General features: G+C 62.3%; 29 protein-coding genes and 2 pseudogenes. 16 read left to right on the top strand and 15 right to left on the bottom strand.

Features of this window, described 5'->3' with window-relative positions:
• Positions 1-161: 161 nt before the first annotated feature.
• The 3 genes and pseudogenes from X728_RS1000000169555 to X728_RS01000000167220 form a co-directional block, all read left to right on the top strand.
• Positions 162-332, top strand: a pseudogene (locus X728_RS1000000169555) (co-chaperone GroES); the annotation flags it as partial.
• Positions 333-343: 11 nt separating this feature from the next.
• Complete coding sequence (locus tag X728_RS140635) at positions 344-604, top strand: co-chaperone GroES (RefSeq protein ID WP_023671517.1); 261 nt, start codon at positions 344-346, stop codon at positions 602-604.
• A 138-nt stretch (positions 605-742) separates the two neighbouring features.
• Positions 743-2,383: pseudogene (locus X728_RS01000000167220) on the top strand (chaperonin GroEL).
• A gap of 72 nt (positions 2,384-2,455) precedes the next feature.
• On the opposite strand, the gene X728_RS140640 reads toward X728_RS01000000167220, so the two are convergent.
• Complete coding sequence (locus X728_RS140640; RefSeq protein ID WP_023832829.1) at positions 2,456-3,064, bottom strand: TetR/AcrR family transcriptional regulator; 609 nt, start codon at positions 3,062-3,064, stop codon at positions 2,456-2,458.
• A 102-nt stretch (positions 3,065-3,166) separates the two neighbouring features.
• On the opposite strand from X728_RS140640, the gene X728_RS140645 reads away from it, so the two are divergent.
• From X728_RS140645 to X728_RS140655, 3 genes are read left to right on the top strand one after another with little or no spacing between them, the layout of a single operon-like run.
• Complete coding sequence (locus tag X728_RS140645) at positions 3,167-4,177, top strand: NAD(P)-dependent alcohol dehydrogenase (RefSeq protein ID WP_023832828.1); 1,011 nt, start codon at positions 3,167-3,169, stop codon at positions 4,175-4,177.
• A gap of 41 nt (positions 4,178-4,218) precedes the next feature.
• Positions 4,219-4,665, top strand: a complete 447-nt coding sequence (locus X728_RS140650; RefSeq protein WP_023832827.1) for an OsmC family peroxiredoxin — start codon at positions 4,219-4,221, stop codon at positions 4,663-4,665.
• Positions 4,666-4,680: 15 nt separating this feature from the next.
• Complete coding sequence (locus tag X728_RS140655) at positions 4,681-5,067, top strand: nuclear transport factor 2 family protein (RefSeq protein ID WP_031195969.1); 387 nt, start codon at positions 4,681-4,683, stop codon at positions 5,065-5,067.
• A 71-nt stretch (positions 5,068-5,138) separates the two neighbouring features.
• On the opposite strand, the gene X728_RS140660 is transcribed toward X728_RS140655, so the two are convergent.
• Both X728_RS140660 and X728_RS0136175 read right to left on the bottom strand, forming a co-directional pair.
• Positions 5,139-5,654, bottom strand: coding sequence for an OsmC family protein (locus tag X728_RS140660; RefSeq protein WP_023671510.1), 516 nt, complete (start codon positions 5,652-5,654; stop codon positions 5,139-5,141).
• A gap of 56 nt (positions 5,655-5,710) precedes the next feature.
• Positions 5,711-6,136, bottom strand: coding sequence for a GFA family protein (locus tag X728_RS0136175; protein ID WP_023734267.1), 426 nt, complete (start codon positions 6,134-6,136; stop codon positions 5,711-5,713).
• Positions 6,137-6,318: 182 nt separating this feature from the next.
• Between X728_RS0136175 and X728_RS140665 the strand changes: the two genes are divergently transcribed.
• Positions 6,319-7,311: an AraC family transcriptional regulator gene (locus tag X728_RS140665; protein ID WP_023832825.1), complete on the top strand. Its 993-nt coding sequence runs from the start codon at positions 6,319-6,321 to the stop codon at positions 7,309-7,311.
• A 23-nt stretch (positions 7,312-7,334) separates the two neighbouring features.
• Here the strand turns inward: X728_RS140665 and X728_RS140670 are convergent, their stop codons facing one another.
• From X728_RS140670 to X728_RS140695, 8 genes are all read right to left on the bottom strand, one after another.
• Positions 7,335-7,946, bottom strand: coding sequence for a LysE family translocator (locus X728_RS140670; protein ID WP_023832824.1), 612 nt, complete (start codon positions 7,944-7,946; stop codon positions 7,335-7,337).
• A gap of 69 nt (positions 7,947-8,015) precedes the next feature.
• Positions 8,016-8,348 carry a YkgJ family cysteine cluster protein gene (locus tag X728_RS140675; RefSeq protein ID WP_023671506.1) on the bottom strand — a complete coding sequence of 111 codons (333 nt, stop codon included), beginning with the start codon at positions 8,346-8,348 and terminating at the stop codon, positions 8,016-8,018.
• 52 nt (positions 8,349-8,400) lie between these two features.
• Positions 8,401-8,565, bottom strand: coding sequence for a hypothetical protein (locus X728_RS1000000171125; RefSeq protein ID WP_023671505.1), 165 nt, complete (start codon positions 8,563-8,565; stop codon positions 8,401-8,403).
• A gap of 1 nt (position 8,566) precedes the next feature.
• On the bottom strand, positions 8,567-8,974 hold the full coding sequence (locus X728_RS140680) for a hypothetical protein (RefSeq protein WP_023832823.1): 408 nt from the start codon (positions 8,972-8,974) through the stop codon (positions 8,567-8,569).
• Positions 8,974-9,198, bottom strand: a complete 225-nt coding sequence (locus X728_RS140685; protein ID WP_023671503.1) for a hypothetical protein — start codon at positions 9,196-9,198, stop codon at positions 8,974-8,976. Before X728_RS140685 ends, X728_RS140680 begins: the two co-directional genes overlap by 1 nt.
• Positions 9,199-9,491: 293 nt before the next feature.
• Positions 9,492-9,701: a cold-shock protein gene (locus tag X728_RS140690; protein WP_023671502.1), complete on the bottom strand. Its 210-nt coding sequence runs from the start codon at positions 9,699-9,701 to the stop codon at positions 9,492-9,494.
• Positions 9,702-10,167: 466 nt separating this feature from the next.
• On the bottom strand, positions 10,168-10,497 hold the full coding sequence (locus X728_RS0136170) for a YciI family protein (RefSeq protein ID WP_050589967.1): 330 nt from the start codon (positions 10,495-10,497) through the stop codon (positions 10,168-10,170).
• 30 nt (positions 10,498-10,527) lie between these two features.
• Complete coding sequence (locus tag X728_RS140695) at positions 10,528-11,181, bottom strand: glutathione S-transferase family protein (RefSeq protein WP_023671499.1); 654 nt, start codon at positions 11,179-11,181, stop codon at positions 10,528-10,530.
• A 171-nt stretch (positions 11,182-11,352) separates the two neighbouring features.
• On the opposite strand from X728_RS140695, the gene X728_RS140700 reads away from it, so the two are divergent.
• Positions 11,353-11,532, top strand: coding sequence for a CsbD family protein (locus X728_RS140700; RefSeq protein ID WP_023832821.1), 180 nt, complete (start codon positions 11,353-11,355; stop codon positions 11,530-11,532).
• 50 nt (positions 11,533-11,582) lie between these two features.
• Here X728_RS140700 and X728_RS140705 read toward each other — a convergent pair whose 3' ends face one another.
• Positions 11,583-12,707 (bottom strand): metallophosphoesterase, encoded by a 1,125-nt coding sequence (locus X728_RS140705; protein ID WP_031195963.1) that lies wholly within the window; start codon positions 12,705-12,707, stop codon positions 11,583-11,585.
• Between the two features lie 132 nt (positions 12,708-12,839).
• Here X728_RS140705 and X728_RS140710 point away from each other — a divergent pair, with 132 nt between their 5' ends.
• Positions 12,840-13,433: a hypothetical protein gene (locus X728_RS140710; protein ID WP_023727888.1), complete on the top strand. Its 594-nt coding sequence runs from the start codon at positions 12,840-12,842 to the stop codon at positions 13,431-13,433.
• A gap of 18 nt (positions 13,434-13,451) precedes the next feature.
• Here X728_RS140710 and X728_RS140715 read toward each other — a convergent pair whose 3' ends face one another.
• Positions 13,452-14,138 carry a TetR/AcrR family transcriptional regulator gene (locus tag X728_RS140715; RefSeq protein ID WP_023832818.1) on the bottom strand — a complete coding sequence of 229 codons (687 nt, stop codon included), beginning with the start codon at positions 14,136-14,138 and terminating at the stop codon, positions 13,452-13,454.
• Positions 14,139-14,223: 85 nt separating this feature from the next.
• Here X728_RS140715 and X728_RS140720 point away from each other — a divergent pair, with 85 nt between their 5' ends.
• The 6 genes from X728_RS140720 (at position 14,224) to X728_RS140745 (ending at position 20,155) form a co-directional block, all read left to right on the top strand.
• Entirely contained in the window at positions 14,224-14,985 is a 762-nt protein-coding gene (locus X728_RS140720) for an NIPSNAP family protein (RefSeq protein ID WP_031195959.1), read from the top strand.
• 127 nt (positions 14,986-15,112) lie between these two features.
• A complete protein-coding gene (locus X728_RS140725; protein ID WP_023832816.1) occupies positions 15,113-15,874 on the top strand; it encodes an SDR family oxidoreductase in 762 nt (253 codons plus the stop codon).
• Positions 15,875-15,947: 73 nt separating this feature from the next.
• A complete protein-coding gene (locus X728_RS140730) occupies positions 15,948-16,964 on the top strand; it encodes a glycosyltransferase family 10 (protein WP_245266212.1) in 1,017 nt (338 codons plus the stop codon).
• Between the two features lie 578 nt (positions 16,965-17,542).
• On the top strand, positions 17,543-18,940 hold the full coding sequence (gene fumC, locus X728_RS140735; RefSeq protein ID WP_023832815.1) for a class II fumarate hydratase: 1,398 nt from the start codon (positions 17,543-17,545) through the stop codon (positions 18,938-18,940).
• A gap of 248 nt (positions 18,941-19,188) precedes the next feature.
• The gene (locus X728_RS140740; protein ID WP_023671490.1) at positions 19,189-19,611 is read left to right on the top strand and encodes a DoxX family protein; all 423 of its coding nucleotides are present in this window, start codon (positions 19,189-19,191) and stop codon (positions 19,609-19,611) included.
• Positions 19,612-19,747: 136 nt separating this feature from the next.
• On the top strand, positions 19,748-20,155 hold the full coding sequence (locus X728_RS140745) for a DoxX family protein (protein WP_023712732.1): 408 nt from the start codon (positions 19,748-19,750) through the stop codon (positions 20,153-20,155).
• 262 nt (positions 20,156-20,417) lie between these two features.
• Here the strand turns inward: X728_RS140745 and ppx are convergent, their stop codons facing one another.
• Positions 20,418-21,950, bottom strand: a complete 1,533-nt coding sequence (gene ppx / locus X728_RS140750) for an exopolyphosphatase (protein ID WP_023697723.1) — start codon at positions 21,948-21,950, stop codon at positions 20,418-20,420.
• Entirely contained in the window at positions 21,950-24,142 is a 2,193-nt protein-coding gene (locus tag X728_RS140755) for an RNA degradosome polyphosphate kinase (RefSeq protein ID WP_023700662.1), read from the bottom strand. The genes ppx and X728_RS140755 overlap by 1 nt, the downstream gene beginning before the upstream one ends.
• A gap of 232 nt (positions 24,143-24,374) precedes the next feature.
• Here X728_RS140755 and X728_RS140760 point away from each other — a divergent pair, with 232 nt between their 5' ends.
• On the top strand, positions 24,375-24,620 hold the full coding sequence (locus X728_RS140760) for a zinc-finger domain-containing protein (protein ID WP_031195957.1): 246 nt from the start codon (positions 24,375-24,377) through the stop codon (positions 24,618-24,620).
• Positions 24,621-24,629: the final 9 nt, after the last annotated feature.

Here is a 24,629-nt window from a genome sequence, read left to right as displayed (position 1 = left end):
GGCTCCAATTGGCACAATTGTGCTCACCGTTCGCCTTGACTCTCGAAAGCCACGCGCTTATTTCAGCGCACGTTAGCACTCTCCCCAGGTGAGTGCTAACGCACATCCGGCACCGCCGGATCGAGGAACAGCTCTCACCGTTCTCATTCGAGGAAGAAAAAATGGCAAAGTCGAAGTTCCGCCCGCTTCATGACCGCGTGGTCGTACGCCGGGTCGAATCCGAATCCAAGACCGCCGGCGGGATCATCATCCCGGATACGGCAAAGGAAAAGCCGCAGGAAGGCGAGATCATCGCCGTCGGCTCCGGCGCTCGCGACGAAGCCGGCAAGCTGGNCATGACCGCGTGGTCGTACGCCGGGTCGAATCCGAATCCAAGACCGCCGGCGGGATCATCATCCCGGATACGGCGAAGGAAAAGCCGCAGGAAGGCGAGATCATCGCCGTCGGCTCCGGCGCTCGCGACGAAGCCGGCAAGCTGGTCCCGCTGGACGTCAAGGCCGGCGACCGCATCCTGTTCGGCAAGTGGTCGGGCACCGAAGTCAAGCTCAATGGCGAAGACCTTCTGATCATGAAGGAATCCGACATTATGGGCATCATCGGCTGATNCACCGAAGTCAAGCTCAATGGCGAAGACCTTCTGATCATGAAGGAATCCGACATTATGGGCATCATCGGCTGATCATCGGCCTCACCGTCAACTAATTTCGGGCTTGATCGCAAGCCCCCTGCCAGGAGCTAAAAAATGGCTGCTAAAGACGTAAAATTCTCCCGCGACGCCCGCGAGCGCATGCTGCGCGGCGTCAACATCCTCGCCGACGCAGTGAAGGTCACGCTCGGCCCCAAGGGCCGCAATGTCGTCATCGACAAGTCGTTCGGCGCACCGCGCATCACCAAGGACGGCGTCACCGTCGCCAAGGAAATCGAGCTTGAAGACAAGTTCGAAAACATGGGCGCGCAGATGGTCCGCGAAGTTGCTTCGAAGACCAACGACATTGCCGGCGACGGCACCACGACCGCGACCGTTCTGGCGCAGTCGATCGTCCAGGAAGGCCACAAGGCCGTTGCCGCCGGCATGAACCCGATGGATCTGAAGCGCGGCATCGATCTGGCCGTCACCGAAGTCGTCGCGGCTCTCGGCAAAGCTGCCAAGAAGATCAAGACCTCCGAGGAAGTTGCCCAGGTCGGCACGATCTCGGCCAATGGCGACGAGTCGGTCGGCGCCATGATCGCCGAAGCGATGCAGAAGGTCGGCAATGAAGGCGTCATCACGGTTGAAGAAGCCAAGACCGCCGAGNGAGAAGAAGCTGTCCAACCTCCAGGCCATGCTGCCGGTTCTCGAAGCCGTCGTGCAGACCTCCAAGCCGCTTCTTATCATCTCGGAAGACGTCGAAGGCGAGGCTCTGGCCACGCTGGTCGTCAACAAGCTGCGCGGCGGCCTGAAGATCGCCGCCGTCAAGGCGCCGGGCTTCGGTGATCGCCGCAAGGCCATGTTGGAAGACATCGCCATCCTCACCGGTGGCCAGGTCATCTCGGAAGACCTCGGCATCAAGCTCGAGAATGTCGGCCTCAACATGCTCGGCCGCGCCAAGAAGGTGTCGATCTCCAAGGAGAACACCACCATCGNGAAAAACCTAGCGCCTTCGGCATCAAGCTCGAGAATGTCGGCCTCAACATGCTCGGCCGCGCCAAGAAGGTGTCGATCTCCAAGGAGAACACCACCATCGTCGACGGCGCCGGCAAGAAGGCCGAGATCCAGGGCCGCGTTGCCCAGATCAAGCAGCAGATCGAAGAGACCACGTCGGACTACGACAAGGAGAAGCTGCAGGAACGTCTGGCGAAGCTCGCCGGCGGCGTTGCGGTGATCCGTGTCGGCGGCGCGACGGAAGTCGAAGTCAAGGAAAAGAAGGACCGCGTCGATGACGCCCTCAACGCGACCCGTGCGGCCGTGGAAGAAGGCATCGTTGCAGGCGGCGGCGTCGCTCTCCTGCGCGCTTCGGCCAACATCAAGGTCACCGGCGTCAATGCCGACCAGGCTGCCGGCATCAACATCGTTCGTCGTGCACTGCAGGCTCCGGCCCGTCAGATCGCTTCGAACGCAGGTGCTGAAGCTTCGATCGTCGCCGGCAAGATCCTCGACAACAAGGGCGCGACCTACGGCTACAACGCCCAGACCGGAGAGTATGGCGACATGATCGCCATGGGCATCGTCGACCCGGTCAAGGTCGTTCGCACCGCTCTCCAGGACGCGGCTTCGGTCGCCGGCCTGCTCGTCACCACCGAAGCCATGATCGCGGAGGCTCCCAAGAAGGAGTCGGCTGGCGGCGGCATGCCTGGCGGCATGGGCGGCGGCGGCATGGGCGGCATGGGCGGCATGGATTTCTAATCCAAGCTATCTGGCTTATGCATACGGAAAGGGCGCCGAGAGGCGCCCTTTTTTGTTTTGGAAAGCGGATGGTTAGGCGGCGCTGTCCGCCTGCCGCGCAACCTTGCCTGCAAGCACCGCCTGCTCGACAAGTGCCGCCACCTCGTCGGCCACCACCAGCACCGGTGCACGGTCGCGGGTGGCCCGCGCAATCACCATAACCCCTTCCAGCGACGATTCGATCAGCAGCGCCAAAGCGTGCGCGCGGCGTTCGGGCACCCCTGCCCTGACGAAGGCCTGTCGCAGCAAGCCGATCCATTGCTCGAAAGCCGATCGGCAGAGTTCCGCCAGTTCCGGCACATCGGTGGGTGAATCCAGCACCACCGGCGCGATGGGGCAACCCAGCGAAAAATCATTGTCCTCCAGCATGCGCCCGACCGACTGGTAGATGTGATGGACGGCCACTGCAGGATCGCTTTCGGCTGCCAGTGCTTCGCCCAGCCTTTTCGTGACGTCGGCAACGCTGTTGCGCGTCACCTCGATGACCAGTTGGTCCTTGCCGCCCGGGAAATGAAAATAGAGCGAGCCGCGCGGCGCCCCGCTGGCGCCCAGAATGTCGTTGAGCGAGGTGCCGTGATAGCCGCGCTGCCTGAGCAACAGGCCTGTGGTCTCGAGTATGCGGGTGCGGGTGTCGTTGGCCATGTCAACCTCTGTCAGCAGTGACGCATTATAGGCCTCGCCAAGAATATGACAATCGGTCTATATAATATGTGGATCAGTCTATATACTATTAAGGAGAGTGACATGCGCAGCTACCGGCTCGAAGGGTTTGGTGGAACCGAATCCCTGGCGATGCGCGACGAGGCGCGGACGGAACCGAAACCGCATGAGATCGTGGTGCGAGTCCGCGCCGCCTCGCTCAATCGGCGCGACACGATGATCCTTGGCGGCACCTATCCGTTGCCGGCGCGGCAAGGCATCGTGCCGCTGAGCGACGGCGCCGGTGACGTCGTCGCAATCGGCGATGCCGTCACCCGTTTTGCCGTCGGCGACCGCGTCACCGGCAGCTACTTCGCCCGCTGGATCGATGGCCGCATCAATGCCGGTCTGATCGACCAGCTCGGCTGTACGCTGGACGGCATGCTGACTGAGTTTGCCGTGCTCGACGAACAATGGGCGGCGCGACTGCCCGATCATCTGAGCTGGCACGAAGCGGCGACGCTAACCTGCGCCGGCGTGACGGCCTGGAACGCGGTGACCGGGACCCGGATTCCGAAGCCTGGTCAATGGGTTCTCACCATCGGTTCGGGTGGCGTTTCGCTGTTTGCTCTGCAGTTCGCCAAGTTGCTCGGCTGCCGGGTTGTCGCCATCACATCGCGCGCGGAGAAGGCCGACAGGCTGCGGGCGCTGGGCGCCGACCTCGTTGTCTCCAGCACCGACATACCGGAATGGGGCGGCTGGGCGCGCGAGCAGACAGGCGGCATCGACCTCGTCGTCGAAACCGGCGGCCCGGCCACCTTCGCGCAGTCGCTGATTGCCAGCACGCTTTATGGACACATCGTGCTGCTGACGCTGCAGGACGCCAGTGGCAGATCGATCGAGATGCCGGCAGCGCTTTATCAGCGCAGCCTCGCCACCATCAGCCGCCTGTTCGTCGGCAGCCGCAGCAATCTCGAGGCCATGCTGCGCGCCGTGTCGCAGCATCGCCTCAAGCCCGTTATCGACAGGGTCTTCCCCTTTGCCGAAGCCCCCGAAGCGTACCGCCACTTCCAGCAGGGCGACGTGTTCGGGAAGGTTGTCATCGACTGCGCCTGACCCAATTGCCCGCTTTTCAACCCCGAATCAGGAGAACGACCATGACCATCCGTGAAGCTTCCGCAGAATGGCAAGGCACGCTGAAGGAAGGCGGCGGCCGTCTGCGGCTTGGCAGCGGCGTCTTCGAAGGCGCCTATTCCTTTCCGTCGCGGTTCGAGAACGGTCCGGGCACCAATCCCGAAGAGCTGATCGGGGCAGCACATGCCGGCTGCTTCTCGATGGCGCTGACCTTCATCCTCGGCCAGGAAGGCCACGTCGCCCGCACCATCCGCACCGTCGCCAAGGTGCATCTCGGCGCGACCACCGCCGGGCCGACGATCACCCGCATCGAGCTCGAAACGGAGGCGGAGGTCACGGATCTCGCCGAAGACGAGTTCGAACGCCTGGCGCAGTCGGCCAAGGCGACTTGCCTCGTCTCGCGCGCCTTGGCCGGCGTGCCTCAGATCACCCTAAAGGCCGTGCTGGTCAAAGCCGTCAAAGATCAATGAAACCGGGAGAATATGATGAAACAGGAGCTTATCATGGACGCAGTCGGGAATGATTTGTCCCGGCAGACGGCCGAGATCATGCATCGCTTCAACGATGTGTTCCAGCTGCACGATCCGTCCGCGCTTGCCGAGTTGGTGGCGCAGGATTGCGTTATCGAAAACACCGTGCCGGCGCCGGACGGCGCCCGCCATGCCGGCAAAGAGGCATGCATTGACCTATGGTCGGCGATCGCCACCCAGCCCGGCACGCGCTTCGACCTCGAGGAAACCTTCGTCGCCGGTGAACGGGCGACGATCCGCTGGCGCTACTTCATGGCCGACGGCAACTCCATCCGCGGCGTCAACCTGATGCGTGTCGCGGACGAGCTGATCGTCGAGGCGATGGGTTACGTCAAAGGATAGAAGCGTTGCCCGGCACTCCCGTTCCCAGCCCGGAATCTCGCTCAAGTCGAGTTTCCGGGCCGGTTTTCTGGTCACTGGATGACGCGGTGCAGCTTCACCGTGGTGCTGGGACTGTTCTGGATGGTCTGGAAGATCACGCAATAGCGATCCGTGAGTTCGAGCAGTTGGTCGAGCTGACTTTGGGGAGCGTCGGTGTCGATGTCGAACCGCAAGCGGATTTCCTTGAAGCCGACTGGAACACCCGCAGTCACGCCGAGCGTGCCGCGAAGATCGACGTCACCTTCCGCGGAAACTTCGGCGGACCTGATCGGAATTTCGAGCACGGCCGCCGCCGCGCGCATCGAGACACCGGCGCATGCGATCAGCGCCTCGAGCAGCATGTCGCCGGAGCACAGTTCCTGGCCGCTGCCCCCGGCCATCGGATGAATGCCGGCAAGCGCCAGCCCGCGTCCGGTCTCCACCTTGCAGGTCACGGTGGACGCGTCGGCGACGCCTTTGGCCTTCAAGGTGAGGAACGCGGCCTTCGCATCCCTGCGATAGAGATCCTTGATCGGCTCCTGCGTGGCGCGAAATGTTGCGATTTCCATGAACAATCTCCTGTCTTGAATTGTCGTTGTCAAAAATGGCGAGCAGTGGCCGGGCCTTATTCCGGCACCGCGATGCCGGAGCCGCCGAGCTCAGCCGGAAAGTCCCTGAGCTTGGGCAGCCCGTCCTTCATCGGCAGCACGGTCTCAGCGTAGTTGACGTGAACCCCAGGCGTGAATTTCACGCCTGGTATGGTTGCCGCATAGACATCGACCAGGCCGAGCGGCGGATGAACGGTCATCAGATGACCACCGCATTTCGTGCAGAACTGGCGATCGCTCATTTCGGTCTTCTCGAACCCGGACAGGAACTCCGCGCCCCTGGTGACCTTGACGTTCTGAGGCTTCCACAGCGTGAAGGCGTTCACGGGAGACGCCGACCACGATCGACACGAACCGCAATGGCAATAGCCCATTGCCTCGGCGGCTCCGTGCACTTCGATTTCCACGGCGCCGCAAAAACACCCGCCCTTATGTACCGTCATGACTTTTGTCCCTGGTTGGTTTCGACAGCACTCAGCGCCCACTCTCGGCAGCGCTTGAGCACCGGTGCAGGTTTAGGAGTTCTGGCCGCGAACTGAATGATACGGCGTCCGCCTCGCTTGACAGCGCGTCCGGAACTCGAAAGGGATGGCTCACCGGCTAGCCGGGTGCGGGACGAAACGGAATGGCCGGGGATGCTCTGTCTGACCTGTTGAGGACGGTACGCCTTACCGGCGCGACGTTTTTTGACATTGAGGGCCACGAGCCGTGGGCCGTCTGCTCGCCGGCGCCATCGTCCATCCTGCCGAAGATCCTGCCCGGTGCGGACCATCTGATCTCCTACCATGTGGTAACGGCCGGTCGCTGCTTCGCGCGCATCATCGGCCAGGAAGCGATCGCGCTGGAGGCCGGCGAAGTCGTCGTCTTCACCAGGAGCGACCCGCACATTATGTCCAGCAATCCGGCGTTGCGCGCCGATCCGCCGACAGCCGACGTTCTCGACATCGCAACAGCCGGCCGGATGCCGTTTTACATCAACTGCGCCGGCGACGGCGCGACCTCGGCCAGGCTGGTTTGCGGCTATCTCGCCTGTGATGCACAGCCTTTCAATCCACTGCTCGAGGCTTTGCCGCCGGTGATCAAGGCCGGAGATGCCAAAGGCGATGGCGGCTGGCTCAGCCAGTTCATCAACCTGGCTGTCACGGAGGTGGCGCAAAAGCGCGCAGGCAGTGAAACGGTGCTCACCAAACTGAGCGAACTGATGTTTGTCGACGTGTTGCGCCGTTACTTGGAATCGCTGCCGCCACAAACCACGGGATGGCTGGCTGGCCTGCGCGATCCGCACCTGGCGAGGGCACTGGCGCTGATCCACGACCGGCCGGCGCATAACTGGACGGTGGAGGCGCTGGCGAAGGACTCCGCGCTGTCGCGCAGCGTGCTCGCCGAACGCTTCACCAGGCTGGTCGGCATGCCGCCAATGCATTATCTCGCCAAATGGCGCATGCAGATCGCCTCGGAGCTGCTCAGCGCCGGCTCCAGCAACATGGCCAGCATCGCCGCTGAAATCGGCTACGAATCCGAGGCAGCGTTCAGCCGCGCCTTCAAGAAGATGATCGGCCTTCCGCCCTCGGCCTGGCGTCTAGGCATCCGGACCGGATCCGGAACCGACGAAGAGTAGGCCGAGGCCTGGCAGCTCATGTTCTATCGATCAGCCAGCGCCAGCTTGGCGCCGAGCATGACAAAGGCGCCGGCGAAGGTGCGGCGCATCCAGGTCAGCACCATCGGCCCCGACACGACATGGCTGCGGATCGAGGCCGCAAAGATCCCGTAAGCGACGAAGACGACGAAGGTCAGCAGCATGAAGACGCTCGAGAGTTCGAGCATCCTGGCAAATGCGTTCGGTTCGGTCGTGCTGACGAATTGCGGCAGGAAGGCAAAGAAGAAGATCGACAGCTTCGGGTTCAGGATGTTGATCAGGATACCGGAGGTGATGACCTTGGCTGCCGAGCGGGGTGCCGCGTTTTCATCGACGCTCAGGCCGCCCTTCTCCTTCAGCGTGTTCCAGGCCATGTAGAGGAGATAGGCGACGCCGAGATATTTCAGCGTCTCGAAGGCGACAGCACTTGTGTGCAGCAGCGCCGCCAGGCCGGTGATGGCGGCGGCCATATGCGGGATGATGCCAAGCGTGCAGCCGAATGCAGCAGTGATCGAGGCGCGCGCGCCTCGCGAAAGCCCGGCGCTCAGCGTGTAGAGAACGCCGGTGCCGGGCGAAGCCACGACGATCAGCGACGTCAACAGGAATTCGATGCTCATGGTTCCTCCAACGCCCTGCCCGTGGTGGAAGCTATCGGGGGATGTGGGATCAGGCAAGGTGGGCGTCGGCTAGATCGTTGGCATCCCGTGCGCCTTGCGCGCCATCAGGCAATCGTCGCCGCCAGGCATGCAGGCGTGGCAGACGTCCGGGCGGATCTCGTAGATGCCGCAGGCTGTGTGCTTGCCGATCTCGCCCGTAAGCGCCGAACAGCGCACGCCCTCGCAGCGCATCCCGGACAGGTCGGCGGACACGAACTTTTCCGGAATCCGGTCAAGTTGCGCATCGTCCTCGGTCGAGAAGCGCGGCCATTCGGCCGAGTAGGAACAGCAGGCGCCGCAGCTCTGGCAATCGAAAACCGGCTGGTCGTCCTGTTTTGACGACCGGATATCCCTGGCGGCCAACGCGACCAGCCCAGGTGCTGCGAGATTGCGATCGGCTTGGTGCGGCAAGGCGCTATTTCTTCTTGCCTGCCTTGCCCTTGGGCGTGGCGGCTGGCGCCTCGAACAGATCGGTTGCCGACGGTTCGGCGGCCTTCGGCGCGGCAGCGGGCTTGGCCTGCTTTGCAGTGGCAGCAGCCGGCGCTGCCGGCTGGTCCTTGGTGGAAAACTTTATGGCCATGTCAGTCCTCGTCGGAAAAGCGGGATGATGGTGCGCGCGGATTGCGCAAGCGGCCGATCAGCGCCGAGACCGCTGTGATGTTCATTTCCTCGGGCGACCAGTTCCTCGCCTCGGCAATGTGGTGCGCCGCCAGTTCGCGATGCGTGCTGCCGCTATAGGCGGCATCCTGGTAGGTCACGCGCTCCTGGGTCTTTTTGTCCTCGCGGACATATTCGACCAGATAGTTCGGGGCTTCGGCACGGCCGCGCACGCCGACGCGCACCTGGGCATCGCCATGCGCGCGCTTGCAGCGCTCGAGCTTTTCCAGCACACGGCGGACATATTCGACCGGCTTGTCCAGGCCCGGGACCATGGACGCTATGGTCGCATCGGCATCGATCGGCGTCGGCGGTATGCGCTTGGTGGCCATCAGCGTTTGCCTGCCCGCTTCGGCAGCGCCGCAAGGGCTGCGGCCGCTGCCATGTCGTCGGCTTCCTTTTCCTTGCGCAGTTCGCGCAAGCGCGCGGTCTTGGCTTCGCGCGCCTCGCTGACGGCATCACGCTCGGACAGGATGCGGTTGAGTGACATCGACTGGGTTTGCGTCTTGCTGAACAGCGAGCCGGCCTGGTCGGCGGTCTTGGATTGAGTGGTCAAAACTTTCTCCTGACGGGAGCCTGGTGCCGATAGAGCGAGAGCGGCCTTCGATTACGATCAAAGCAATACGGCAGCGGGGCAGTATGGGCGGTTCAGATTGCTGGAGCGTCCCTTAGCACGTTCCGGCCGGCGTGCGGCGCACTTTTAGCGGCATGACGCATAAAATGAAAAAGGCCAGGCACCGCCTGACCTTCCATGAAAGCGCCGCGCATCCAGTTGGATGCGCAAGGCGCTCCTTTCAGCCTTTCATCGGTGCCAGTACATCCGTGGTCACCGGAAGGCCGAATTCCTTATCAGGCCGCCTTCAACTGGTCGGCGGACATCTTGCCCGACTTGTTGTCGCGGGTCATCTCGTAGCCGAGCTTCTGGCCCTCGACGATGTCACGCATGCCGGCGCGCTCTACGGCCGAGATGTGGACAAAAACGTCGGCGGAGCCGTCGTCAGGCTGAATAAAACCAAAACCTTTGGTGGCGTTGAACCATTTCACTGTGCCGGTGGCCATGAAGAACCCTTTCCCTGGCAAATATTCGTTCACCATCGTGCGACTGCACAACAGCGTTTTGTCTCGATTTTTGATGGGGAAGTTCGTCAAAGGCGCGCATCATGCGCGGATAACAAAAGTCGGTCAAACAAATATCGACATGTTTCTTATAGACTTCTTTTAGCGCCGAGTCAATTTCTGGTTTGGCCGGAGCCCAAATTCAACCTGAGGGTGCCTGAGGCATAAGCCTCAACTGACGAGGTGGCGGAGCTCAAGGCGTTCCAAAAAATATTCCACGCCCCGGAACCAATCGCAAGCCGGCGCATTTCCGTGGTGTCAGCAATTCAGAGAGCAATCTCGGTAATGCTGGCAAAAGAACGCCTCCCGCACATTAAACGGTGCGAGAGGCGTTCTTGTAAGTGCCGTTGTCTGACGCAATTCCCAAGGGAAAACCGTTTCACACTTTCCTTAAACTCACGCTGGCGGCCTACAGGATCGCGCTGATCAGCGGCAGGATCTCGTAGCGGAAACCGCGGCCGGAGCTCGACACCGGATCGCCGTCGGTGACCGCTCTTGCCTCGGCTTCGCTGCCGACACGCAGGATCAGCAGACCCCAAGGGCCGGCCGGGTCGGCGACCGGCCCGGCCAGGATCATGGCGCCCTCGGCAAGCTTGCCGCGCAGATAGTCGGCATGCCGGCCCATCAACTCCCTCTCCTCCTCCGTCAGGGTGAAGGCGAAGTCCGGCCGAGGCGGGATCAGCCGGCAGTGGAAGATTGTTGGCGCGGTAGTCTCACGCGGTCCATCATTGCTGGCCATCGGTCACTCACCGTGATGTCATTAGTGGTCCTATTCGTCCGGGCCGGGTTCCGGCCAAGTCTCCTTCGCTGCTTCCGCATACCAGTGCCGCATCGCCGGCGTTGCCAACACGGCGTCGACGTAGGCGCGCGTGTCGGGCGCGAGCTTGCCGCCATAGGTGTCGAAGCGGGTGACGACAGGTGCATACATGGCATCGGCCGCGGTGAAATGACCGAACAGGAAGGGGCCGCCTTTGCCGTATTGTTCCCGGCACTGGCGCCAGATCGTTTCGATGCGCGCGCGCTGCATTTCGCCTTCGGCGTCGAGCGGCTTGTGGGCCTTCGGCCGGCGCAAATTCATCGGCCAGCCATAGCGCACCTCGCGAAAGCCGGAATGCATCTCGGTCGCCACCGAGCGAGCCAAGGCGCGGGCGCCGATATCCTGCGGCCAAAGTTTTTTCTCCGGAAACAGGTCGGCAAGATATTCAAGGATGGCAAGGGTTTCCCAGACGATCCTGCCATTGTGATTCAACACTGGCACAAGGCCGGTGGGCGAGACTTTCGCCAGAGCGGCAAAGGTCTCGGGCGTGCGCAGGCGCACGAAACCTTCCTCGAACGGGATCTCCAGATGCTTCATCGCCACCCATGGCCTCAGCGACCAGGACGAAAAGCACTTGTTGGCGATGATGAGCGTAAATTCAGCCAAGGCGGTCTCCCCAAAATTTCGTCACACTAGTCACACGATACGACGCGGCAAAGCGTTTCGGCGACCATATAAGCGACCAGATGCGACGATGATCGCCGCCCAGGGAACCTAAGCCAAGCCGGCCCGTTTGCCTCCTGCGAATGAATCCCCGGAATCCCAGGAGATGCAAAGATGGTGAACAAGGATCAGGTTGCCGGCGTGGCCAAGCAGGTCAAGGGCTCGGTCAAGGAAGCCGGCGGCAAGGCGACCGGCAACAGGCAGACCCAGTCCGAAGGCACTGCAGACAAGACCGCCGGCAAGGTGCAGAAGGTCTATGGCGACGTGAAGGACAAGATCAAAAAGGCGCTCTGACCCGATCTCGCAGGCAATGAGGAAGGCGGCTCAAGGCCGCCTTTTTCTTGTCAGAGGCTGAGGCTCTTGCTGAAGGCGCTGGTGAACTTGACCTCGCCCTGGTCGCCGGCCGCCTCGCCCAGCACTACGTCCATGCTGTCCCCGGTTACCCTCACCAGCGCGAAGCCGCCCATATAGGCGGCCTTCGGCTTGAACAGGTCGAGGCCATCGCTTTTGTAGATCATCGGCACTTCGTGCTGATGGCCATGGAAGATGGCGATGACATTGTAGCCCTTCAGCGCCGCCAGCAGCGCCTGGCGGTCGGCCTCGCTCCACCAATGCGGCGCGCCTGCGCCGTCATCGTCATAGGTGCGCTTGGCCGGATCCCAGCGCTCGACCGAGAAAGTGTCCCAGCCATAGTGCTGGAACAGGATGACGGGACGGCCATCCGCCGCGTAGATCGCCAGATCCTGCTTCAGCCACGGCAGGCTGCTCACCGCGCCATGGCCGGTGTCGCCGGCAAAGCGGTGGGTCTGGACGAGATGCAGGCCGCCCCAGTCCCAGGAGTAGCAGTCGGTGTCGATATCGTATTCGGTGGCCGGCACCGGCGGCTTGAAGAATACGCCGGGGCGGTGGTTGACCTCGACATAGTCGCGCAGTTCACGCCGGTACCAGTCGACATGCGGCGGCGAGCCGTTCTGGTCGAGATCGTGGTTGCCGAGCCCGACATAGACCGGCATGTGCACGCGATCGGGGCCGACGCCCTGTTGATAGCGCTGGCTGAACTGCAACAGTTGCGTGCCTTCGCTGGGCTCGGTGATCTGGCCGCCGCCATCGTCGGTGATGTCGCCGCCGACAACGAGGCCGAGCGGCGCATCGATGCGGCTACCGGCCGAACGCAGGCGGGTTGCAACGCCATCGATCTCGACTGGCCATTGCCGGCCGGCCAAGCCATTAAGGACAGCGACATTGCGCAACAGCGCGGCATCGGTCTTGCCTTCCTCCAGGCAGTTGGGGCTGAGGCCGCTCGACATGCGGCAGGCATGGACATCGGCGATGAACAGAAAGGTGGCGTCGATGGGCTGGATGCGCTTGCCGGTCTGGCCAAGCGCGGCGCGCGGCAGCATACCAGCCATGGCAAGGCCGGCTGCCTGTGTGAGGAAATTGCGACGGGAGAGGACGAGCTTACGATTCATGACCTGAAATTCAGCACAGCCGGCGCCCCACCGTCCAGTTGCCAGGAATGGCAGGTCGACACGGCACTGTGGCTCTGGCATTTCTTGGGTCATGCTGGCGCGCAGCAAATACAAGCAGAGGGGGAGGATTTCATGAGAGCCGTTTCGATAGGCGTGGTGCTGGCTGGGTTGCTGCCGGGGGCTGCGGTGCATGCCGCCGATTGTGTCGACGCAAAATCGGCCAAGGCCGGCTTCGTTCTGGAAATGCCTGGCGTCCGCAGCGAGTTTCGGCCGGTGGCCGGCGGCATGGTGTCCGTCGCCAACACCTACGAATCGCAATCACCGCAGACACAGTTCCTGTTCGCAGGCCTGGTCGAAGTGTTTCGCGACAGCGATACCGGACGGGTGGCGACGATCCCGTTTTCCGATCTGCGAAAACTGTTTCCGCTGAAGACGGGAGCCAAGAGCACGATCGAATTCGTCGAGTTGTCGCCGAACAAGCAGCCGAAGAGCACCAAGACACTGAGCCTGGTCGTCAAGGGCAAGGAGACGTTCAGCGTCGGCGGCTGCAAATACAACGTGCTGGCGGTCACGGAGACCTTCAAGAACGGCGCCGGCGAAACGCTGGACACATTCACCGCGCTTTATGCTCCCGATCTGCAAGCGTCTCTCGCCCGGCGTTACGACGAAGGGACCAGCGCGGAATCGGTGAACGGTTACGAGACGATCAAGCCGCTTTCCAACTAGAACAGCGCAGTTCCGGCCTCAAGGTTTTCCCGGCCGCAGCAGGATCCTGCGACGCCGCTTCGCTCTGCTCGGGAATGGCGGCGTTGAGCTGCCCTGAAGTTCGGCCAGGCAATCGCGCAGCACGCTGGCATCCTGTGCCGCCTTGGCCATCGACATGGCGCCGGAATAGGCGGCGATGGCGAGTGCCGCAAAGCGCTCGGGGTCGGTGCCCTGCTCCCTCCCCGACTGCTGGTCGGCTCGCACCTTGTCGGCAACCGCCTGACGCCATCCGGCAAAGATATCGTCCAGAGCGGCGCGGAAATCCGGGTCAGCGAGCGACAGTTCATGCGCCAGATTGTTGAGCGGACAGCCGCGCACGAAGCCTTGCTGCTCAAGCTCGGTCGCCACCGCATCGAACACCGCGCGCACGCCTTCGCGCGCCGAGCCTGCCGCCCGTACAGGGTTGATCCAGGTTTCATCGAGGGCCGCTGCCACGCGCTCCTCGATCACCGCCAGAGCGAGCGCCTTCTTCGTCGGGAAATGATGATGCAGCGCGCCGCCGCTGACGCCTGCGGTCGTCATCAGCTCGCCAAGGGCGGATGCATGATAGCCACGCGCCTGGAACGACGCTTCGGCGATATCGAGCACCTTGTTGCGCAGCCCTTCGGGATCGTTGGTGCGTTTTCGCGGCGGCCCTTTCGGAGCCCGAGCAATCTCTGCTGACATTTGCCAACGATAGCAGATTGACAAAACAGGACAACCGGTCTGTTTTATAAACCGGATGATCATCCTGTTTTTTGGAGACGACACAATGACCGTACCCCTGAATGCGCCTGCGGCGGCAAAACTGCTCGCTTCGCCTGTCGTCGAGTTGCGGCAGTACACGCTGAAGCCGGGCCGGCGCGAGACGCTGATCGACATCTTCGACAGTCGGTTCATCGAAGGCCAGGAACACGCCGGCATGACCATCATCGGACAGTTCCGCGACCTCGACCGCCCCGACATGTTCGTCTGGCTGCGCGGCTTCGATGGCATGGAAGCGCGGAAGCAGGCGCTCACCGCCTTCTATGACGGGCCGGTGTGGACGGCGCACCGCGACGCCGCCAATGCGACGATGATCGATTCCGACGATGTACTGCTCTTGAAGCCGGCATGGCCAGGCGCCGGCTTCGATCTGTCAGGCTCGCAGCGAGGCGCCATGCCGGCGGATGGAAAGCCGAGCGCAGACAATGGCTTGACCGGTGTTGTAGTCATCCAGATTCATCATCTGCGGTCTGGCGCCGAAGCCGATTTCGCCGGCAATTTCGAAACGGATGCCGTTCCGGTCCTTATCGGCGCCGGCGGACGGTTGCTTGGCGCCTTCATCACCGAGCACGCCGAAAACAGCTTTCCCCGCCTGCCGGTGCGCTTGAGTGAAAACGTCTTTATCGCGGTGACGGGTTTCAACAGTCCCGTGGCGCATGCCAGTTACGAAGCCGCAGTTGCCGCTTCGCCCCAATGGCAAGCGGCCGATGTGACCTGGCGGACCGAAACCTTGCGCCTGACGCCGACGTCGCAGTCGCTGCTGCGGTAACCGGATCGGCACGCGGCCAACCGAAGTTCATACTGAGCGATAGGCCGGCGGCTTGACCGCCCTCGCCGATCGGCATTGCTTCGTGACGCGGGCAACAGCGAGAGCATTCGATGCGACTTGGCCTTCAATGAGACTTTCTGGCAAGCGAGCACTGGTGACCGGCGGCTCGGACGGCATCGGCCTGGCCATATCGGAAGCTTTCTTGCGCGAGGGCGCCGACGTGCTGATCATCGGCCGCGACACCAGCAAGCTCGAGACCGCCCGCGAGACACTTGCGGCGGCGGGCAACGTCGGCACCCAGTCGGCCGATCTCTCGACCTTTTCCGGCATCGATGCCGTGGTCGATCGCGCGAAAGCAACCGGCCCACTCGACATCCTCGTCAACAATGCCGGCGTCGCTTATCTGGTGCCTTTCGAGACCGTCACCGAGCACCAATTCCAGCAATCCTTCGCGCTCAATGTGACGGCGGCGTTCTTCCTTACCCAGCGGCTGCTGCCGCATCTCGGCGCCAACACCTCCGTCATCAACATCTCGTCCTACTTCGCCGACAAGATGATCCCGAAGCGGCCGTCGAGTCTGTATTCCTTGTCCAAGGGCGCGCTGAATTCGCTGACCAAGTCGCTGGCCTTCGAGCTTGGTCCGCGCGGCATCAGGGTCAATGCGATTGCGCCCGGCACGGTCGACACCGCCATGCGGCGCAAGTCGATCGACAACCTGCCGGCGGCAGCGCAGGCCGAGCTGAAAACCTATGCCAAGCGCAGCTACCCGCTCGGCCGCATCGGCCAGACCAGCGATCTTGCCGGCATCGCCGTCTATCTCGCCAGCGACGAGGCGGCGTGGACCAGCGGCGGCATTTTCGCGATCGATGGCGGGTATACGGCGGGGTGACCGTTTGGACGGCCCTCTGCCTCGAACAAGCGGAGCACTTGACCAAACTTCCGATACCGCGTCTGTCTGCAGATTGAGCAATGCTTCAGACATTCGTGGTGCCATGCCGTCTATCGATCCACTGATCCTCTTCTACACAACGTTCTTCAGCAAACCCGTCGATATCGCGTCGATACAGTGCGAAATGCCCGGGCGGTGGACACTGGACAAACGACGGATTTCCGAGGCCGCGGCAGTCGTCTTCCATATTCCGAACTTTCGCGAAGTTGGCGATGCCTACAAATACCCTGGTCAATATTGGGTCGCCTGGTCGATGGAATGCGGCCAAAACTACAAGCGACTTGCCGACCCCAAAACCATGGGGCACTTCGATATCATCATGACGCATGAATCCCGGTCCGATGTCTGGGTACCCTACCTTCCGCGTGCGGTGTGGTGGAAAGATGCGCTGGCCAGACCAATCGTGCCGAAAACGGAAGAAGCGCCGGTCGCACTCTTCCAGTCGGCCGGCCTGAATTATAGCGGCCGTGTCGATTTGGCGAACGAACTGGCGCGCCACATCAAGATCGATTCTTATGGCCGATATCGCAACAACCGATCGGTCTCTGGCCCCGATCTGGGCTCGAAGACCAAGATCGAAACCATTGCGCGGCACAAATTCTGCCTGGCCATGGAGAACTCGATCGAGGCCGACTATGTCACCGAGAAAATCTATGACGCGTTCATGGCGGGCACGGTGCCGATCTACCTTGGCGCTCCCAATGTGGACGAGTTCGTTCCGGAGCACTCCTTTATTGACGCCAGTGCCTTCGCCAGCGCCAGCGATCTTGCAGCCTATCTCCAGCACCTGATCGCAACGCCGAAAGACTACGAGGCTTATTTCGACTGGCGCTCAAAGCCATTGCCCGACAATCTCGTCAAACGGGTGCAATCATTGGAAACACCCGCGTTCTGCAGACTGATGAGCGTCGTGCGCCAGCGTCTGGAGGCGCGGACAAGCACGCCTTCCGGACGGCGAACACTTCCGTTCGGCTATAGATCCTATCTCAGGACAAAGCTGCGCCGTTGGAGGAAAAAGGTTCCGAGCTGACGGTCCGCGATCAGGCGCGCTTTCAGCAAAATACGGAGGACAAAGAGCGTCTCTTGCGACGTCGAGACGGCTTCGACCTTGCCGCCATGCATCTTGGAAATCTCCGAGGCTATGTGGAGGCGCTCCCAGGGTGGAGTTGAAATTCTCGGCTTCGCGATCCGAAGCTCGATCCGGATGCGATGCCGGATTTTGGTCGGGAAACTGAACAGAAGGACAAGTGCATAAGCTACCTCATCGCTGCTGTTGCCAGTGAGACGCCGGCACTGATGGTAGTTTGTGTGGCATCGTCGCTCGTATGTAGACGAGAATTGCGCATTGCTGATCCTGGGGGAAGTTTGCGTAGAGCAATCCGCCAGCTCGACATGATCTTATCGAGCTAAATCCGCAAGTTTCCGTCCACTTTATGGGATCAAGCCGCACTGAGGAGCAATTTCCTTCACACGAAAGTGGAGGGTGCAGGATCCCGAAGGGCGGCGCTACCGCTTCAACCGATTTACTGCCTGCCGGCCGCAATCTCTGCTTGAAGGCCATTGTGCAACGCGATACGCCGTTGCCGAATTCGATCGTCGGAGAGACAAGTGACCGCTGCCAGGACCAGAACCGAAACCGACACGTTCGGCCCCATCGAGGTTGCCGCCGACCGTTATTGGGGAGCGCAGGCGCAGCGTTCCCTCGGCAATTTCAGGATAGGCTGGGAAAAGCAGCCGGCCTCGATCGTGCGTGCGCTCGGCATCGTCAAGCGAGCGGCGGCGGAAGCCAATATGGAGTTGAAGCGGCTCGATCCGGCAGTCGGCAAGGCGATCATCGAGGCGGCGCAAGAGGTGATCGACGGCAAGCTGAACGATCATTTCCCGCTGGTCGTCTGGCAGACCGGCTCGGGCACGCAGTCCAACATGAACGCCAACGAGGTGATCTCCAACCGGGCGATCGAACTTCTGGGCGGCGTCATGGGCTCTAAGAAGCCGGTGCACCCTAACGACCACGTCAATATGAGCCAGTCGTCGAACGACACCTACCCGACAGCCATGCACATCGCGTGCGCCGAGCGCATCGTGCACGATCTGCTGCCGGCGCTGAAGCATCTGCACGCTGCGCTCGAGGTCAAGACGAAGGCCTTCGCCCACATCATCAAGATCGGCCGCACCCATACGCAGGACGCGACACCCCTCACGCTGGGCCAGGAATTTTCCGGCTACGCCGCGCAGGTGGCCTCTTCGATCAAGCGCATCGAGATGACGCTGCCCGGCCTGCAGGAACTGGCGCAGGGCGGCACCGCCGTCGGCACCGGCCTCAACGCGCCGGTGGGCTTTGCCGAAACGGTGGCGGCGCGCATCGCCGAAATCACCGGCATCGCCTTCGTCACCGCGCCGAACAAGTTCGAGGCGCTCGCCGCGCATGATTCCATGGTGTTCTCGCATGGCGCCATCAACGCGGCGGCCGCCGCCCTCTTCAAGATCGCCAACGACATCCGCTTCCTCGGCTCCGGCCCGCGCTCGGGCCTCGGCGAACTGTCGCTGCCGGAAAACGAGCCGGGTTCCTCGATCATGCCGGGCAAGGTCAACCCGACCCAATGCGAGGCTCTGACGCAGGTCTGCGTGCAGGTGTTCGGCAACAACGCCTCGCTGACCTTCGCCGGCAGCCAGGGCCATTTCGAGCTCAACGTCTACAACCCGCTGATGGCCTACAACTTCCTGCAGTCGGTGCAGTTGTTGGCCGACGCCTCGATCTCCTTCACCGACAATTGCGTCGTCGGCATCGAGGCTCGCGAAGACAACATCAAGACCGCGCTCGACCGCTCGCTGATGCTGGTGACCGCGCTGGCGCCGACGATCGGGTACGACAATGCCGCCAAGATCGCCAAGACCGCGCACAAGAAGGGCACCACCTTGCGCGAGGAAGCACTGGCCACCGGGCTGGTCAGCGAGGCAGACTACGACCGGCTGGTGCGGCCGGAGGACATGACGCATCCGGGTTAAGCGATTCCAGGGAAAGTGCCTTCCTCGAAGCGCGCAGCCCTTCCTCTTTGGAATTGCGTCAACTAGAAATCCAAATTTTGTGGCGGGACAATTTGCTCCCGCCGCTGCTGGCCGCGACAAGAATTTTGCGTCGGTCGAACGATCCCGAAATGTACGTCCTGTGAACAATGTGTCGCCGGACGGGCGGCTTTGGTGAACAGTCGGCTTGGTCTATCTGACGGGACATCAACCCTTTTCGGAGAGCCACCATGTCCATCAACACTTCCGCTGCCGGCGCCGGCATCGCGTCCAACAGCTCCACCACCATCCTGCTCGGCCGCATCCTGCTCGCCGCCATCTTCCTGCTTTCCGGCTTCGGCAAGCTCACCGCCATTTCCGGCACCGCCGGCTATTTCGGCGCCATGGGCCTGCCGGTGCCGACCATAACGGCCATTGTCGTCGGCCTGATCGAATTGCTCGGCGGCCTTGCCGTGCTCGTTGGCTTTCAGACCCGCATCGCCGCCTGGGTGCTCGCGGTCTTCACCATCGCCTCGGCCTTTGTCGCCCATACCGGCTGGGCCGACCAGAACCAGATGATCCATTTCCTGAAGAACGTCGCCATCACCGGCGGTTTCCTGCTGCTGGCTTCCTCGGGCCCTGGCGCCTACTCGATCGACGCCAAGCGCGGCTGAGCTTTCCCTCCCAAGCCTGAAAAAAGCGGCGTGGAATTTTCCACGCCGCTTTTTCGTTGTCTGCCCAAGCGCGCACGCGTCCCATCCCTGCTAGGATCGGTCTCGAACAGCCGGCGGACAGACAACGGAGATGACCATGCCCCGCGATGCATTGCTTCTGATTTCCCGGCTGCTGCTCGCCGCCCTGCTCGTTCCCTCCGGCTACCACGCGCTCGCCGACATTGCCGGGACGACCGGCTATTTCGCCGGCCTCGGCATGCCATTGCCGACGCTTGCCGCCTGGGGCACCGGGCTGTTCGAGTTGATTGCCGGTCTCTTGATACTGGTCGGCTTTCAGACGCCGGTCGTTGCGATACTTCTTGCCGCTTTCTGCATCGTTGCAGGCTCCATCGGCCACTACGGCCAGGGCGGCGATGACCCGATGCTCACCTTCCTGCACCAGCAGATGCTGATGAAGGACATTGCCATCGCCGGTGGATTCCTGGCGCTAGCCATGGCCGGCGCCGGGGCCTGGTCGATCGACGGGCGCCGCGCCGCGGTCTGATATCGTCAAATATCGTCCCGGTTGAACCATCGACGCCCGTGCCAGGTCGACCCCCACTCCGTCTCGGCTTCGTCGAGCCACCTCTCCCCCGATCGACGGGGTAGAGGAAGGGCGCGAGCCTATTGCCGCCAACGCTTTCCAACGAGGCTCCCTTCCCTTTCCCTCCGGAGGGGGAGGTGGCGCTGCGAAGCAGCGACGGATTGAGGAAGCCGGTGCTCGAACGCGAGGCCGACGACGACATGGTTTTGCTGTCAGGCCGCGCCTACTTCACCGACACGCTCTGCCCACCCTCGACCGCCAGCACCAGACGGCGGTTGGTGATCCGCGCCAGTTGCGCCAACCGTCCGGCCGGGCGTTCGCCGTAAAGATCGGAAAGTGAGGCCGGCAGCACCAGCGCCAACGTGCCATTGCCGCGGTTTTCCCATTTCAGCCGCGGCATGACGCCGGGCATAGCCGCAGTCAGCAGATAGACGACGCGCAGCACCGCCGCCAGAATGCGGGCGCGCTCGAGATAGCGCGGCGTCGCCAGGCCGCGGATTTCCGGCGCCGCATCGTTGAACACGCCTTCGTGGCGGAACAGGCCGACCAGCGCCAGGAAGGCACGGCCGGGGTGATCGACGCCGATGAAGGACGCGTGGGCAATGATGTTGAGCGACTGCTTGCCGCGATATTCCGGGTGTGCGCGCCAGCCTATATCGGCCAGCAGACAGGCAGCGTGGCGATAGCGCGCCTCATCCTCCGTCTCGTCGATGCCGAAGGCGGCAAAGGTCTTGTCCGTCCATTCGACAAGCTCATGCGCATGGGTGACCGAGCGCGACCGCAGCCGCGCCAGTTCCTCCGAAGCGGAGACCAGCGGATCGGCCTTCTGCTCGGCAGGGTCGAGCAGCGAATAGAGAAACCCTTCGCGCACGCCCAATGCCGAGACGATGATCTTCGACGGCTGCATCGCCGCCATGATCTCCTGCAGCACGACCGCGCCATAGGGCAGCAGCGAACGGCGGTTCTTCGACACACCTTCGATGCCCTTGACCTTCTCGATCTCGCCTTTCGCCACCTGCTTCAGGAAATTGGCGGCGCTTTCGACACCGATCTCATAGTGGTGCATGACGCCAAGCGGGTAGTTGGTCATTTCCATGTGCAGCCGGGCAAGGTTTCGCCAGGTGCCGCCAACGGCGTAGAAGGGCCGTCCCAGCCCGCCCTTCAACAATTTGGCGCGCGCCAGTTCGTCGCGGGTGATCTTTGCCGCCTGGGCGAGCGAATTCCTGGCCATGTCCTGCAGCCGCAGGCCACCCAGCGGCAGTGTGATGCCGTCGCCGATCGCCTCGCCATTGATGTCGATAAGCTCCAGGCTGCCGCCGCCAAGATCGCCGGCAATGCCATTGGCGGGGTGGAAGCCCGAAATGACGCCAAGCGCCGAATAATGCGCCTCCTGCCGGCCAGTGAGCACGCGGATCTCGGTCTTGAGCACATCTTGCGCGCGGTGGATGAAATCGGGGCCGTTGATCGCTTCGCGGGCCGCGGCCGTTGCCAGCACAAACATGTGCTCCGCACCCGCCTGATCGGAGAGCGCGCGGAAACGGCGAAACTCCTCCATCGAGCGCGTCACCGCCTCGGGATCGAGCTTGCCGGTCGAAACGATGCCGCGGCCGAGGCCGGCCAGCATCTTTTCGTTGAACAGCAAGGTCGGCGAGCGCGCCAACCCTTCATAGACGACAAGGCGGATCGAGTTCGAGCCGATGTCGATGATGGACAGCGGCCGGCGATCCTGCAGCCGGCCTTGGGACGTTGAAATCATCAGCCGGTGTTCTTCTTGCGACGCTTGAACTGCGCGATGCGCTTGGGCGCATGCGACTTCAGCGCGTCACCCCGTCCCGACAGGCTCGGATTGGTCATGAAATATTCCTGCGCGTTGAACGGTTCCTCACCCTCCTCCAGCACGACGCGCCGGGAGGTTCCGTCAGCCAATACGTCGAAACTTTGCTGGTTGTCCATGATGTTGCCCAGCATGATCTGGCCAAGGATCTGTTCATGCACCGTTGGATTGGTGATCGGCACCATGGTCTCGACGCGGCGGTCGAGATTACGTGGCATCAAGTCGGCCGAGGCGATGTAGACGATCGCCTCGTCCGACGGCAGGCCATGGCCGTTGCCGAAGCAGTAGATGCGGCTGTGTTCGAGGAAGCGGCCGACGATCGACTTGACCCTGATGTTTTCCGACAGGCCGGGCACCTGCGGCCGCAGGCAGCAGATGCCGCGCACGACGAGATCGATCTCGACGCCGGCACGGCTGGCGTCATAGAGCGCGTCGATGATGTTGGGATCGACGAGCGCGTTCATCTTCATCCAGATGCGCGCCGGACGGCCAGCCAGCGCGTAGGCGACCTCGTCGGCAATGTGCTTGAGGATACGGCTGCGCAGCGTAAACGGCGAGATGGCGATCCGCATCTCATCGGTCGGCTCGGCATAGCCGGTGATGAAGTTGAACAGCTGGGCGACATCGCGCGCGATCGTCGGATCGGTGGTGAAGAAGGACAGGTCGGTGTAGATGCGCGCGGTCACCGGATGGTAGTTGCCGGTGCCGAGATGCACATAGTTGCGCAGCTTGCCGTCCTCACGCCGCACTACTAGCGACATTTTCGCATGGGTTTTGAGTTCGAGGAAGCCGAACACGACCTGGACGCCGGCGCGTTCGAGGTCGCGCGCCCAGCGAATGTTGGCTTCCTCGTCGAAGCGCGCCTTGAGCTCGACCAGGGCGGTTACCGACTTGCCGGCCTCGGCCGCGTCGACCAAGGCGCGCACGATCGGGCTGTCGTTGGAGGTGCGGTAGAGCGTCTGCTTGATCGCCACCACCTCGGGGTCGGCCATCGCCTGGCGCAGGAATTGGACCACCACGTCGAAGGATTCATAGGGGTGGTGGACGACGATGTCCTTCTCGCGGATGGCCGCGAAACAGTCGCCGCCATGCTCGCGGATGCGCTCGGGAAAGCGTGGATTGTAGGGGGTGAACTTCAGGTCGTCGCGTGGCACGGCGACGATCTCGGAAATCTGGCTGAGCGCCAGCGGGCCGGTCAGAACGCTGATGCGGCTCGAAGAGACGCCAAGCTCGCCGGCGACGAACTCGCGCAATTCGCCGGGCATCGACTTGTCGAATTCGATGCGGATGACCGAACCGCGGCGGCGCCGCTTCAGCGCCGTCTCGAACAGGCGCACGAGATCTTCCGACTCTTCCTCGACCTCGATATCGCTGTCCCGGATGATGCGGAAGGTGCCGGAACCCTTGACCTCATAGCCGGGGAACAGCTTGCCGATATAGAGGCCGACAGCCTCCTCCAACGGAATGAAGCGAACGTGCTGCTTGCGGTCGGGCAGACGGATGAAGCGCTTCAGCGCCACCGGCAGGCGCAGAAGAGCGCTCATCTCCTCGCCATTCTTGCGATGGCGCAATTGCAGCGCCATCGAGAAGCCGAGATTGGGAATGAACGGAAACGGATGCGCCGGGTCGATCGACAGTGGAGTCAGCACCGGGAAAACCTGGTCCTGGAAATGGTCTTCCAGCCAGACTTTTTCATCCTTGGTCAGTGCATCGCGGGTGATGCTCTCAATGCCTTCCTTGTTGAGCAGCAACATTAGCGCCGAAAGGCTGTTCTGCTGGTCCTCCTGCAGCCGCTCGACCTCGCGCAGCAATTGTTCCAGCTGCTGCTCCGGCGTGCGGCCGTCGGGGCTCTTGAGCGCAATGCCTTCGCGCACCTGGCCCGCAAGGCCGGCGACGCGGACCATGAAGAATTCATCGAGATTGGCGGCCGAAATCGACAGGAAACGGACGCGTTCGAGCAGCGGATGGTGCTCGTTCTGTGATTCCTCGAGCACACGCCGGTTGAACTGCAGCCAGGAGAACTCACGGTTGACGAACCGATCGGGGTTGCCGCCCTCGGGGCTCGCCACCTCGACATTGATGAATTCGCTCTGCACCGGCTTCAGTTCGTTCATGGTTCCTGCTCTTCCCCGCCAACCGTCCTTGGAGCGCCGCTGGACGTGCCATGCCTCTAACACGCTTTTGTGGCGCATGACCCTTCGGCGAAAACCGTTCCGATTTCAGGGACATGCACTTAACCGGCTCAACGTATCCTCTGACAGGCTTTTGCGACAGTTTCATTTCAACGATCTTGCAAACAGGCCTGTTATGTTCCAGATGCTTTTCGACGAGATCAAGGAGACGATGATGGCAGGCGGTTCCATTCCCCATTTCCAGAACGATGCGGGCCATCCGGCAATCGACATCGGCGTCAAGGAATTCATGTGCACCGGCGCCAACCCGCCCTTCGACCACCCGCATGTGTTCCTCGACATGGGCGACGACGATGAAAAGGTCTGCCCCTATTGCTCGACGCTCTACCGCTATTCGGCGAAGCTGAGGGCGACTGAAACGCTGCCGGCTGGTTGCCTTTATATCGACCAGGCCGCCTGATCCTTCCGC

The organism is Mesorhizobium sp. L103C119B0 (assembly GCF_000502235.1).
GTDB lineage: Bacteria > Pseudomonadota > Alphaproteobacteria > Rhizobiales > Rhizobiaceae > Mesorhizobium.
Note: the sequence above shows the minus strand (reverse complement) of the source record. Positions and strands in the feature narration are given on the sequence as shown.